Source organism: Actinomadura sp. WMMB 499 (genome assembly GCF_008824145.1).
Lineage (GTDB): Bacteria > Actinomycetota > Actinomycetes > Streptosporangiales > Streptosporangiaceae > Spirillospora.
The window spans coordinates 2,700,413-2,713,825 of record NZ_CP044407.1 but is presented as its reverse complement, the minus strand read 5'-3'; the positions used below and the strand labels follow the sequence as shown (position 1 = coordinate 2,713,825).

Here is a 13,413-nt window from a genome sequence, read left to right as displayed (position 1 = left end):
GCGGGTCAGGCGGCGAGCGTGTGGGCGTCGGCGGGCTCGTCCGGGCGGGCGCGGCCCGCGCGCGGGTGGTCGGCCAGGGACTCGCGGAGCTGCTTGCGGCCGCGGTGCAGCCGGGACATCACCGTGCCGATCGGGGTGCCCATCATCTCGGCGATCTCCTTGTACGGGTAGCCCTCGACGTCGGCCAGGTACACCGCGTCGCGGAACTCCTTGGGCAGGGCCCGCAGCGCGTCGACGATCCGCGCGTCCGGGATGCGGTCGAGCGCCTCGTGCTCGGCGGACCGGAAGCCCTCGGCGTGCGCCTCGCCCTGGGCGATCTGCCACTCCTCCAGCTCCTCGGAGCCGGCGCGCTGCGGCTCGCGCTGCTTCTTGCGGTAGGTGTTGATGAAGTTGTTGGTCAGGATGCGGTGCAGCCAGGCCTTGAGGTTCGTGCCCTCCTTGAACTGGTGGAAGTTCACGTAGGCCTTGGCGAGGGTCTCCTGCACCAGGTCTTCGGCGTCCGCGCTGTTGCGGGTCATCCGGACGGCCTGGGCGTACAGAGGGTCGGCCAGAGGAAGGACGTCCCGCTCGTAACGCTCGGTGCTCGGCAACTCGCGTTCGGTGCGGTGGTCGGTGGTGAAGGTAGCAGCGGTCATCATCGCTCCCGTGGTCGTTGCCTGCAGGCGCGGGGGCCTGCAGTCGCGCGCTCGGCGGCGTGCGCGCGAGTGTTCGGGCGGAAGGACCGCCCCCCGTTCGTTGGTACGTGCCACCGGTTTCCGACGGTTTTCGGCCGGGTTCATGACGCGTTTCAACGTCGATGGGCCATGGCCGGGCGCCGTGTTCTCCCCGTCGGCTCTGCCGGGGTCGGCGTGTCGGTCGCTCGGCCTCGCTTGGAAGGTGGGCCGAGGGAGACGTGCGAGTCGGGCGATGCCAGGGCGACCCCGTCTTCCGGGACGTCGCGGGCTGTCCGGACCGGCGCTCTGCTCTCCGATGGTGTTCTCGTTACGTAAGACGCCGTGAAGGGCCCGAAAGGTTGCGTGGCGTCCGTCACAAGAAGTGGTACGCCCCAGAAGCGTGTGGCTCCTGGGGGCGTACTTTACCCGTCGATCAGGTGAACTGGCCGGTTAGCCCGGCCCGGGTGGACATGATCGGGGATCGGTCAGGGGAGCAGGAGGTTCAGCGCTCCCTCCATCAGAGCCTCCTGGCGGGCCTTGGACTCGACCTGTTCGAGGCCGAACCCGAGCAGGACGGTGTTCCTGGTCGCGACGGCCGACACCGAGTCGACGACGGCCTCCGAGCGGACGAAGTCGGAAACGTTCCCCGGGCTGCCCGCGGGCGCGGCCTGGATCGTCCACGGTCCGAGCCCGGACTCGAAGCCCTCGGCGTCCAGTTCGCCCTCGGACGTCGTGACCTTCGTGTCGTCGACGAACAGCCCGGCCCCGCCGGTGAACGGGTCGCTCACGTAGGAGATCGACACCTCGACCTGCTTGCCCGCATACGCGGACAGGTCGAACTCGGCGGGCACCCAGCCGCCCGAGTCGCCGGTGAACGCGTGCCACTCGCCGGTCGTCCCGGTGGCGCCGCACGGGTTGCCGCGGGTGAGGTAGTGCTCCAGGAACGGGTGCATGTCGAGCAGGTACTCCTGCTCGCACTGGGTCGGGACGGTCGTCTCCGTGCGGCCGTTCGCGTCCGGCAGCGTGGTCCAGTCATCGCCGCCCGCGGTGCGGGCCTCGACGATCACGTTGTCGTACCCGCCCTCGGTGCTGTACGACAGCATGGCCTGCAGGGCAGGAGCCTGCGCGGCCGGGACCGAGGTGAGGTCGATCGTCCGGGTGAGCCGCCGGTAGAGGCCGTCCTCGTGCGTCCCGGCGACGTAGTACCGGCCCTCGATGGGCTCGGTGCCCGCCGCCGCGCCGGTGTAGTCGCCGGCCTTCCAGCTGCGGAACTGCGGGAAGTCGCCGGCGGGCAGGACGGTCGAGGTGACCTGGAAGCCGCCCGCCTCGTCCAGCTCGTTGGACGAGGTCCCGGCCAGGCCCGCCTCGATGCCGTAGAACGGCCTCTGGGCCGACCCCACGAACGTGGTGGGGGAGCCGATGTGCTGCCGGTCGTAGGCCCCCAGGTAGTACTGGAAGAAGTCGTCCGACAGCAGTTCGCAGTCGTCCCGGAAGCTGGTGGTGATCACGCAGGGCTCGCCGGGCGCGCCCTTGAGGCCGTAGTAGAGGCCGCCGCCGTTGTAGCGGCTGGCCTCGCCCGCGTAGCCGGTCGTCTCACCGACGTGCAGCAGCTTCCCGCGCTCGTTCAGGTACGAGCGGACGTTCAGCAGCAGATCCTTCGCGCGGTCGGCGACCTGCGAGTCCGCCATCGGACCGAGCGGCGTCCGTACCGGCTCGTCCGCCTCGTCCTGGGTCAGGCGGTTGTCGCCCAGGTACCAGACCACGGCCCGGAAGTGCTTGAGGACGCCAAGGTCGTGCGGCGCGCCGTCCTTGTCGACGTCCCACACGAGCGGAGTGTGCCCGGCCTCGCGCACCAGATCGGCGTACTGCCCGGCGTACTTGGGCCCGTCCGTTCCGGCCGGGTAGGTCGGGTTGACGCCGGTGTAGTCCTCGTCCGCGATGACCAGCACGTCGGCCTTCTGCTGATCTCGCACTTCGTAGGTGAAGTGCTCGCTCTCGACCCGCTCGCCCTTCTCGTTCGTCCCGGCGAACCACACCTCGACCTCGTCCCCCGGTTTCTGCCCGGAGACCTTGCCGCGGAACTCGCCGTAGTAGCGGTCGTTGCCCTCGCCGTACCGCTCGCCGCCCCGCCACTCGCGGGCGCCGTCCTGCCGCACCGGACCGCCGTTGATCCGGTACCGCAGGTCGCGGTTCGCCAGCGACCGCCGGACGAACGCCGCCACCTCCTGCTCGGGCCCGTACGAGACCTCGAACGGGTCGATCTCGAAGTCCGGCGTGGTGCGGTCGACGACCGAGACCGGATTATCCGGGTCCTGCGCCGACCGCGCGGTCGCGATCGCCAGCGGCAGGTTGCCGCGGAACTCCCTCTCGATCAGCGTCTCGTCGTCCGGGAACTCGAAGCCGCTGCCGCAGTCGCCCGGCTCCCACTCGTCGTCCGGGTCGTACCCGGCGGCCGTCTGGCACGTCGCCATCTCGGGGGTGTACGAGAGCGTCCCGAACACGTTGTCGGTGTGGTCGTTGGTGTCGCCGTTGGTGGTGTAGAGCTGCGCGCTCAGCTGCGGGACGTAGCCGGGGACGGCCGGGTCCTCCGGGTCGCCGAGCAGCGCCTCGTAGATCAGGTCGTCCGGGCTGCGGGTCAGCGTCTGCCAGCCGTTGCCGTACAGCAGCAGCTCGGCCGCCGAGTGGTAGTTGACCAGGTAGGTCGGCTTGAGCCGGTCGTAGAGGTTCAGCTGCGCCCGCGTCTCCGGCTCCGAGCCGGGCGAGGGCCCGCGGTAGGTGGCGCTCGTCGGCTGCGGCGACGAGCCCTCGTTGTCGTAGCCCCACTTGTGCGGGAAGTTCCGGTTCAGGTCGACGCCGTCCTGGCCGGAGATCCGCCCGTCGCCGTCGTTGTCCCGGACGTTCTTGCGCCAGAGCCGGAAACCGTCCTCGAACGTGAGATCGTAGCCGTCCGGGTTGAGCACCGGGATGAACCACATGTCGGTGGTGTCGACGATCTTCGTGAGCTCGGGGTCGGTGCCGTAGCCGTCCACGTAGTGGTGCAGGAGCCGCCGCACCATCTCGGGCGTGATCCACTCGCGCGCGTGCTGCGCCGCCTGGTACACGACCACCGGGCGCTGCCCGTCCCGCAACCGCGCGACGTCCTTGCTGACCCGGACGGCGGTGATCGGCTTGCCCTGGTGGCTCTCGCCGATGTCGACCGCGGTGGCGATCGACGGGTTCGCGGCGGCGACCTCGACCATCTCCTCGCGGAGGTTGCCGGGGCCGCTGTAGGGGCGGAACACGTTGTCCGGGGCCGCCTTGGCGCGCGCCCGCACGTCCTTGCCGTCCACCTTCCGGACCGTCAGGCCGAGTCCCCGCCGGTTGAGTTCGGCGGCCTGCGCGCCGCTCAGCACGGCCTCCACGCGGACACGGCCGTCGCTTCCCTTGCCGATCTCGACGTCCTCGCGGGGGAGTCCGGCCCGGTCGAGGATCTTGACCTGCGCCGGCGTCAGCTCGGCGGTGTAGACGTCCACGACGCCGCCCGCGTCGCGGGGAGCGGGGGCGGCGGTCGCGGGGGCCGCCGTGAGCACTCCGATCAGGAGCGCCCCGGCGGCCAGGATGGGTGTGAGTCGTCTGTGCCGGAACAGCGTGCGCGTCATCGCGCCCTCCCTGGCATTGATCACAACGGGGGTCGCGTGATCGTCATCCGGGGCGGGAGGGGTGTCAACGCACCATTGGCGTCAATTGCCGCTTCTGGTCATTTTGGTGGGCCTGTGCACCGGACGTCCGACTGGTGCGTCCGGCGCGCGAGGGAATCCCCCGGCGGTTTCCGCATAGCGGCAGCGGAACGGACTCACTCGTTGTAGCTTCACCATCACTAGGGGTCGTCAACGCTCGCGTGCCGCAAGGCGCCGCCCGCCCAGGGGGTCCGCATGACCGTCCCGCAGAGCCGCCGGCCGGACACCGCCGGCGCCGTGCCCGTCCGAACCGGCGCGTACACGCCCCGGTTCCTGCACCAGCGGCTCCTCGGCGTCGCCCGTCTCGCCGCGTTCACCCTCGACGGCGGCGGCCGCGTCGTGCACTGGAACGCCGCCGCCACCGACCTTTTCGGCGTCCCGCCCGACGACGCCGTCGGATGCCGCCCCGCCACGCTGCTGCGGCTGCCCGCCGAGCATCGCGCCGCCTTCCAGCCCGGCGCGTTCGGGCACGTCTGGTGCGGCGCCTGCACCGTGCCCCGCGCCGACCACGGCGAGCTCGTCGAGACCGCGTGGTGGGTCTACCACCTCGAGGACGCCCCCGGCGTCGGCGTCCTCGCCCTGGCCGCCGACCTGCGGCACCTCCGCGAAGAGGGCCCCGGCCTGTCCATGGGCGGGGTGCTCGTCGCCGGGCCCGACGGCGCCGCCCGCCGCGACTCCGGCGCCCGCCTCATGCGCGTCGAACCCGCCCTCGCCGGCCCCGCCGACGGCGCCGGCCCCGCCGACGGCGCCGCCCCGGTCGCCCGCGCGCTCGCCGGCCTGCTGCCCGGCGCCGACCCCGCCGCCGCGATCATCACCCGGCGGCTCCTCGACCTCGGCTGCCCCGCCGTGACGCTCAGCCTCAGCATCCGGCTGCCGCTCGTCCCCTACCGGGGCGGCCCGCCCGACGAACCCCGCGTCCGTCCCGTCGCCGCCGCGACCGGCGCCGAGGCGCCCGCCGCCCGCCGCGACACCGTGCGCGAGCACCTCGCCTTCCTCGGCGAGGCCGGAGACCAGGTCGGCAGTTCCCTCGACCACCTGCAGGCCGCCCGCACCCTCGCCGAGACGCTCGTCCCCAAGCTCGCCGACTTCGCCGCCGTCGAACTCCTCGAGGGCGTCGCCGACTCCGCGAGCCCCGCCACCGACATCACCGAGACCGTCCGCGTGCGCCGCGTCGGCGTCGTCCACAACGACGAACCCGGCCGGTGGGACGGCCTCCTCCCCGACGGCGAGGTCCTGCGGCTGCCGCCCGGAACGTCCTGCCTGCAGGCCATGCGGACCGGCCGCAACGTCCACGTGCCCCGCGTCGACGAGGCGTCCGCCGCCCGGCTCGCCGCCCCCTTCACCGACCGCGACCTGCGCCCCCTCTTCACCGGACGTGCGCTGCTGATCGTCCCGCTGATCGCCCGCGGCCGCGCCCTCGGCAACCTCAAACTGCTCCGCAAGCCCGACCGGCCCGGCTTCGACGACCTCGACCTCGCCGTGCTCGGCGAACTCGCCCGCCGCGCCGCGCTCTGCATCGACAACGGGCGGCTCTACCGGCGCGAGGTCCAGGTCGCGCACGAACTGCAGCGCAGCATGCTCCCCGACGACCCGCCCGACGTCGCCGGGGCCCGCGTCCGCTACCGCTACCGGCCCGCCGGGCAGGCCGCGCAGGTCGGCGGCGACTGGTTCGACGCCATCCCGCTCCCCGGCTGCCGGCTCGGCATCGTCGTCGGCGACGTCATGGGCCACGGCCTCACCGCCGCCGCGATCATGGGCCAGCTGCGCACCGCCGTCCGCACCCTCGCCGGCGAGGACACCCGCCCCGGCCGCCTCCTCCGCCAGCTCGACGGCCTCGCCCGGCGCCTCGGCGACGGCTACCTCGCCACCTGCCTCTACGCCGTCTACGACCCGGTCGCCCGCACCTGCACGCTCGCGAACGCCGGGCACGTCCCGCCCGTCCTGGTCGGCCCCGACGGCGGCAGCCGCGTCCTCGAACTGCCCGAGGGCGTCCCCATCGGCGTCGGCGGCGCACCGTTCGAGGCCGTCCAGATCCCGGTCGCCGACGGCTCCCGTCTCGTCCTGTGCACCGACGGCCTCATCGAGCGCCGCGACCGCGACCTCGACCAGGGCCTGCGGGAGCTGCGCGCCCACCTGGCCGCCGCGCCCCCCGCCCTCGACGCCGCCTGCGACGCCGTCCTCGCCGGCCTCGGCGGCGACGACCCGGCCGACGACATCGCCCTCGTCGCCGTCGGCTTCGACGGCCTGCCCGCCGCCGACGTCGCCGCCTGGGACCTCGTCCCCGAACCGGCCATGGTCCGCTGGGCCCGCGCGCAGGTCGCCGAACGCCTCGCCGGCTGGAACCTCGACGCCCTCACCCCGACCGTCCAGCTCCTCGCCAGCGAACTCGCCACCAACGCGCTCCTGCACGGCGCCGGAGCGATCCGGCTCCGGCTCGTCCGGGGGCGCGCGCTCGTCTGCGAGGTCTACGACGACGGCGCCGACCTCCCGCACCTCCGCACCGCCGCCGCCACCGACGAGTCCGGCCGGGGCCTCCAGCTCGTCAGCCACCTCGCCGCCCGCTGGGGCACCCACCGCACCGAGGCCGGCAAGGTCGTCTGGTTCGAACACGACCTATAGGGCCGAATAGGGAACTGTCGCCCGCGCGCTAGATCATTTCCGGCGCCGGCTCCGTTCAGATCGACATGTGGGAGAACTGACCCTGCCCGTACCGGAGACCCTCGAAGCCGTCTACGCGGTGGCCTCGGCGGAACCCTGCACCGACCCCGGCGACCTGGCCCGCGCCGAGATCGCCCGCCGTGTCGAACCGCCCCTGCGCGACCTCGTCCTCGGCATGCTCGACAGCCCCATGATCACCCTCGACCAGCGCCCCATCGCCGAATGGCCCCCGCTCCCCACCGACCTGCTCGCCGCCTACGGCGCCGCCCCCGCCGATCTCGCGGCCCTCTCCCGCGCGACGCACCTCCTCGCCGTCCGCGCCGCGTACCGTCCCGGCCGCCCGCCCGCCCACGAATGGGCCGCCCGCGCCATCGCGGGCGCCGTCCCCGGCACCGTGATCGACGTCTTCACCCCGCAGATCCTGCCCCGCGACCGGCTGGAACGCTCCCTCCCGTCCCCCGACGGCACGGTCCGCCTCACCGACTGGATCCTCCTGCCGCACACCCCGTCCGGGGACGGCTACTGGTTCGTCACCCGCGGACTCGCCCGCTTCGGCCTCCCCGAACTCCAGACCGAGGACGTCCCGGACGCCCTCGTCGAACCGTGGGCCCGCGTCCTCAACGGCCTCACCCACCGGCTCCTCGACCTCTGGCAGGACGCCCTGCGCACCGCCGCCGACACCGTCCGCATCCCCGCCGTCGTCTCCGTCGGCGTGCAGGACGTCGCCGCCGCCCAGGGCGTCGACGAGCCCCCGGGCCGCGAGATCTCCGTCCGTCTCCGCCTCGACGGCGAGTCCCTCACCGTGCTCCCCGTCGAGGACGGCCCCGACCGTCTCGAGACCCTGTGCGCCGCCCTGTTCGGCCCACCTTGCCGATGATCTTCGTTGGCCGCAGGATCGAAGCGTGACATCCGGCCCGCACGAGCGTCCAGAACCCGAACTCCCGCACCCGGGAGACGTCCACGTGGCGGGCAGATCCAAGCCCCCTCCAGCCGCGGCGCCGCCGCGGCCTTACCGTCCGGAGACATCCGCCTCACCCCCGCTCCCGCCGCCCGGCCCCGCCCCGACGGCCCCCAGCAGCCGCCGAGCGCCCGGTGGCGCCCGTCCGCCCCGCACCGTCCGGCCCCGACGACACCCCAGCCGATCCCGCCCGCGAATCCGGCGGGTCCGCCACCGGGCGGTGGTGAGGCCTGGCGGGAGCTTGATCCGTCGAGGGAGGCTTCGCCGTTCGGCCATCCGGCGCCGGGTTCCGCGGGAGCGGGGCAACTGGGCGGTCCCGCTTTCGGTCCTCCGCCGGCCCGGCCAGGGGCGTTCGGGGATCCCGGTGGGGCGCCGCAGGACGACGTGGAGGCTTGGCGAGCCCACGGCGATCCGGCCCCGGAGGGCGGGCACCCGCCCTCCGGGGAGGGAACCGGGCGCCCGTCGTGGAGACCTGGCGCCGAGGGCGGCGCCGCGTCGAGTGATCCGGTACCCCCCGGCGCGCCGCAGCCGGGTTCGCCGGGCGGGGAGCCGGGGTCGGGGGTGCCGTGGGGTGCCGGTCTCGAAGGTGGGCCTGGGGCCGGCGGTTCGGCGCCCGGTGCGTCGCGGTCCGCGTGGCAGGAGGGGCCGTCGTGGGGTGCCGGTCCGGAAGGTGAGCTTGCACCGGGTCGCCCGTCATCTCAGCCTGAGCCGCCCGCGGGTCCGGCGGGTGGGGCGCCGGGCGGTGGTGAGGCTTGGCGGGAGTTGGATGCCTCGAGGGAGGCGTCGCCGTTCGGTCATCCGGCGCCTGGGGCGGCGGAGGTTCCGGGACCGACGGCGGCGCATCCGGAACCGCAGGGCGAGCAACCGTTCTCCGGCCATCCGGTGGCCCCCGGTGCGTCGCATCCGGGTCCGTCGTCGGGTGGGGAGTCGTCGTCCGCGCCGGTGTCGTGGGGTGCCGGTCCGGAAGGTGAGCTTGCACCGGGTCGTCCGTCGTCTCTGCCTGGGTCGTCCGCGGGTCCGGTGGGTGGGGTGCCGGGTGGTGGTGGTGAGGCTTGGCCGGAGCACGGTCGTCCGGTGCCCGAGGCGTCGCAGTCGGGGACGGAAGGTCGGGAGTCGCCCGGGGCGGAGGGGGCCTCGTGGGGGAGCGGGGCGGGGGGTGCCCCGTCGCATGGAGCGGTCGGGCAGGGGCCGCCGTTGGCGAGTGGGGGCAGGACGAGTGGCGGCCCGAGCCCTCGGCGGCTGAGCCGAGGGCGCGCGGTCGGCGCATCTCGTGGCCTTGGAGGTCGCGGGGGAAGGTGAACTCGTCGCCGCCGGACGCATCACCGCCTCCGCCGGACCGATCACCGCCGCCGGACGCGTCCCCACCGGGGCCGTCCGGGTCGGAGTCGCCTTCGTCCACGTCGCTCGACTGGACGCCGCGCGGGCCTCGGGTGCCGCGTGAGGAACCGGCGACGGATGCGCCGCCGACGGGTTCCGCGGCCGCCGCGGAGGTTCGCGGTGGGCCGGCAGAACCGTCCGGTGGGCCGCCGGTCGACTTCGGGAAGGGGCGTGGACTCCCGCCGGGGCCCTCGGCGGAGGTCGGGCGCGGGCTGCCTCCGGGGAATGCGGACGACGACGGGCTCTGGAGCGTGGTCGGGGCGGCGGACGACTCGTCCCGTCCGGACCACGCGGACGGGACGCCGCGTCCGGAACAGGCGGCGTGGGTGCGTCGGGGCTCGCTCGAGACGGGCGCGGTGCGGGACGAACCGGACAGCGTTCCGGCGCCCGTGCGGGACGAGGCGGCGAGCGTCCCGCCGAGCGCGTGGGATGAACCGGCGAGCGTCCCGGCGCCCGCGCGGGGCGAACCCGAGAGCGTTCCGGCGCCCGCGCGGGACGAGACGGTGCGCAGGGTTCGTCCCCCGTGCGGCGGGAGGCCGTCGTGCCGGATCCCGGACGGCGCGCGGCGCTCGTGGACGCGTTCGTCGCGGAGTTCGTCGGGAGCGCGACGTGGGCGGCGACGCTCGCGGTGCTCGAGGGGGCCTTCCCGGGGTCGGGGATGGCGGTGACGCTGTCCCGGCGGGCGGACGAGCTGTGGGGCTCGATGGCCGGGCTCGACCGGCGGGCGGGGCTCGGGGTCCCCGCGTGGCTCGACCACGCGGGGATGGTGCTCGACCTCAGCGCGCACGCCGAGCAGGCGCGGGAACCGAACCGGGGGCGGGCGTCGCGCCCGTATCCGGGGGCGTTCGTCATCGACACGCTGGACCCGCTGCGCTACCACCGGCCGGTCGGCGGGCCGGTGGCGCCGGACACCGGGGCGCCGACGGCGCCGCGGGCCGAGGACGACGAGGACAGCGGTGTCGTGATCGTCGCGAACCTCGCGTCGTCCGGAGCGCGTGTCCTGGATTCGGCCGAGTTGTGGCGGTTCGCCGGACGGGTGGTGACCGGGACTCTGCACGAGCCGGGACGCGCGGAGTCGCGGGCGCGGGCGCGGCGGGCGCTCCGGGCGCTGCGGCGGGCCGTCGTGGTCGATCCCGACCTGGGGCTCGCGCTGTGCCTGGGGGTGGACGAGGCGCGCGTGCCGCGGTGCCTGCTGGCGCTGACGATGCGGGACGAGACGCCCCGGTTCGTCCGCGCGTGATCAGTCGTCGGCGCGGAGCCAGGTGAGGTCGCAGCGCCGGTCGTCGGGGAGTTCGCGGATCCGGCCCGCGAGCTCCCACGGCTCGCATTCGTCGTCGGGGAGCAGCCCGCACAGCAGCGCGCTCTGCGTGCGGACGGCGGTGAACGGGCCGAAGCGCGCGACGCCGCCCCCGCGCAGCTGCGCGAGTTCGGTCAGCAGGGCGCCGAGCGCGGACGGGTCGTCGGGGGCGTAGAGGCCGCGCGCGTACGAGAACAGTTCGGCGGCGAGCGCGTCGGGGCGCATGCCGGACAGGTGGTAGCCGGTGCCGAGCCAGCCGGTGTCGGCGCGGTGGTCGCGGACGCGGACGCGCAGCCCGTACTCGGACGCGCAGCTCTCGTAGGCCTCGGTGAGCAGCGCCTCCGCCTCGCCCTCCTCGCTGAGCAGGAGACCGTCGACCACGCCCTCCTCGCGGTCGAGCCGGTCGAGCATCTCGCGGTGCAGTTCCCGGACGTCGCGTTCCACCGTGTCGAGGGAGCGCGCGAGCGCGCGCTGCGCGTCGCGGTCGGCGTCGAGTCCGGCGAGGTCCTCGGCCAGCTCGTCGACGGACTTCTCCAGCCGTTCGACGCGGTCGCCGAGCGCGTCGAAGCGGTCGAGGACGTCCGGCGGGGTGTGGTCCGGTTGCGGGATGGGGATGCCGGACGGTGCCGCGGCCTCGGCGACGTCGGCCTGCAGGGCCTCGTGGCGGCGGGCGAGTTCGGCGAGCTGGCCGCGGAGTTCGCGCAGCTCGGCCTGGGCGCGGGGGAGCCGCTTGTCGGAGGCCAGGTAGAGCTCGCGTCCGGCGATCGCAAGGCAGAGCAGGACCAGGATCACGGTGATCATGTGTCTCCTCGAAGGCGGCTGCCTCCCGACGATAACCACCCCGGGCGGCCCCCGCCGAGGGGGCCGCCGATGTCGTCCGGAATGGCCCGGCTTTTCTTCAGCCGAACAGGCCGCCCAGGAGGCCGCCGAGCACCTCGCCGATGCCGCCGGCGATCTCGCCGCCGACCGCGTTCGCGACCTCTCCGCCGACGGCGTTCGCGACCTCGCCGGCGGCCTGCCCGGCGAAGTCCTGCGCCATCTGCCCGGCGTACTGGCCCGCCTGGTCGAGTGCGTACCCGCCGGCCTGGGCGAACGCCTCCTGCCCCGCCTGCCCGATGGCGTTGCCGAACTGGTCCACGGCCGGGTAGGCGGCGGCGCCCGCGGCGTATCCGGCGGCGTTCACGGCGGCGTCGCCGACCGCGCCGGCGGCCATGGCGCCGCCGATGCCCGCGGCGGCCACACCGCCGGCGGCGAGCCCGGCCGCCGCGGCTCCATGGCCGCGGTGGCGGTGGCCGGGGTGCCCGTGGTGGACGTGCTGCGGCGGCGGCGCCGGGTGGCCGTGCGCGGCCGGCGGGTACCCGCCGGGCGGCGGCGCGCCGTACGGGCCGCCGGGCTGCGGGTACGGGGCGGGCGTGCCGGGCGGGGGACCGGTGGGCGCCGGATGGACGGGCGGCGGCGTCCCGGCGCCCGGGTGCGGCGGCGGGTACGCGGGGGCGCCGGGCGGCGGGTGACCGCCGGGCTGCGGGTTGCCGGGGAGGCCGAGGCCGGGCACCGGACCGCCGGGTGCGCCCTGGCCGGGAGGCGGGCCGCCGGGCGGCCCCTGGCCCGGCGGCGGCGGGTAGCTCTGGGGGCCGGACGCGTGCGCTGCGGCGGGGGCCGGTGCCCGGCCCGGTGCGTGCCCCGGGGTGGGCGACTGGCCCGGTGCGGGCGCGGGCGGCGGGAACTGGGGGTTGCCCGCGGGCGGACCGTAGCCGCCCTGGGACGGGCCGCCGGGCGGCGGCGACGGGTATCCGGGCGCGCCGCCGGGCGGCGGCAGCGGCGCCCCGCCGGACGGCGACGGCGCGGGCCCGTGCGAGCCGTGCCCGTGCGAGCCCGGCCCGCGCCCGCCCGGTCCGGACGAGCCGGGGGCGGGGGCCAGCGCCGTCGCGGCGTCCAGCCACTGGACGATCTTGCGCTGCCAGTCCGCCTCGGCGGCCTCGGCGTGCGGGACCTGGAACACGCCGAACGAGTCGTCGGGCGGGGCGGTGCGGTCCTCGGCGCGCAGCACGAACGCCATCGTGCGGGGGCTCGCCACGAAGCTCAGCCCCACCTTGCCGAGCCGGCCGCGGTACTGGGGTGGCGGCGACAGGCGGATCTCCTGGTGGAACGGGAGCTGCTGCGAGACGCCGCGCAGCCGCGACGACTCGAACGTCACCTTGCCGATCTTGAAGCCGAGCTGCGCGATCGCGGCGAGCACCCACTGCTGGGATTCGAGGGGTTCGACCGAGATCGGGTCGACGTCGCCCGGGTCGGGCTGCCCGACGGCGTCGACCTCGGTGCACATCCCGATCGTGAAGCCGGGCAGCGTCCGGCCGAGGACGGTCGTGAACGGCAGCTCGTAGGGGAGCGGGATGGAGAACGCCAGGTCGCGCCGCTGGCCCGCCTCGAGCCGGAACGACCTGGTGAGCGCGCCCCGGTACACCTCCGGGCCCGCGGTCTCGCCGCCGTAGCCGTTCTGCATCCGCGGCATCAGCGCGAGGGTGACGTGCCGGACGTCCACCGGGCCGCCCCCGCCGCGCAGGTGCACCGTGCCCGCGATCACTCCGCCGGGCTTGCAGTTCGGCTCGGAAAGGATCGTGTCGACGGACGGCCCGCCGCCCGCCATGCCCCCGTGGGGCTGCCCGTAGGACACCGGCCGTTCCTCTCTCGTGACGTCGGCGCGGATTCCCCGCAGATGTCAGACGGAAGCCGCCTTGCGGCGGTTCATGCCGACAA

Annotated in this window: 8 protein-coding genes; 4 read left to right on the top strand and 4 right to left on the bottom strand. The window is 75.0% G+C overall.

Translation table 11 applies throughout. The features are described from left to right. Positions 1-5 precede the first annotated feature (5 nt). Both F7P10_RS11630 and F7P10_RS11625 read right to left on the bottom strand, forming a co-directional pair. Complete coding sequence (locus F7P10_RS11630) at positions 6-635, bottom strand: sigma-70 family RNA polymerase sigma factor (RefSeq protein WP_254716752.1); 630 nt, start codon at positions 633-635, stop codon at positions 6-8. A 503-nt stretch (positions 636-1,138) separates the two neighbouring features. Then, a complete protein-coding gene (locus F7P10_RS11625; protein WP_151009364.1) occupies positions 1,139-4,291 on the bottom strand; it encodes a M14 family metallopeptidase in 3,153 nt (1,050 codons plus the stop codon). 273 nt (positions 4,292-4,564) lie between these two features. On the opposite strand from F7P10_RS11625, the gene F7P10_RS11620 reads away from it, so the two are divergent. The 4 genes from F7P10_RS11620 to F7P10_RS11610 all read left to right on the top strand — a co-directional run bounded on the left by F7P10_RS11620 (position 4,565) and on the right by F7P10_RS11610 (position 10,602). Then, positions 4,565-6,988: a SpoIIE family protein phosphatase gene (locus tag F7P10_RS11620; RefSeq protein WP_151009363.1), complete on the top strand. Its 2,424-nt coding sequence runs from the start codon at positions 4,565-4,567 to the stop codon at positions 6,986-6,988. Positions 6,989-7,055: 67 nt separating this feature from the next. Beyond that, positions 7,056-7,904, top strand: coding sequence for a hypothetical protein (locus tag F7P10_RS11615; protein ID WP_254716548.1), 849 nt, complete (start codon positions 7,056-7,058; stop codon positions 7,902-7,904). A gap of 1,351 nt (positions 7,905-9,255) precedes the next feature. Beyond that, the gene (locus tag F7P10_RS42260; protein ID WP_176611424.1) at positions 9,256-9,426 is read left to right on the top strand and encodes a hypothetical protein; all 171 of its coding nucleotides are present in this window, start codon (positions 9,256-9,258) and stop codon (positions 9,424-9,426) included. Positions 9,427-9,903: 477 nt separating this feature from the next. Continuing rightward, positions 9,904-10,602, top strand: coding sequence for a hypothetical protein (locus F7P10_RS11610; RefSeq protein WP_151009362.1), 699 nt, complete (start codon positions 9,904-9,906; stop codon positions 10,600-10,602). Here F7P10_RS11610 and F7P10_RS11605 read toward each other — a convergent pair whose 3' ends face one another. Continuing rightward, positions 10,603-11,460, bottom strand: a complete 858-nt coding sequence (locus tag F7P10_RS11605) for a hypothetical protein (RefSeq protein WP_151009361.1) — start codon at positions 11,458-11,460, stop codon at positions 10,603-10,605. Positions 11,461-11,557: 97 nt separating this feature from the next. Further along, the gene (locus F7P10_RS11600; RefSeq protein WP_151009360.1) at positions 11,558-13,330 is read right to left on the bottom strand and encodes a sporulation protein; all 1,773 of its coding nucleotides are present in this window, start codon (positions 13,328-13,330) and stop codon (positions 11,558-11,560) included. Positions 13,331-13,413 lie beyond the last annotated feature (83 nt).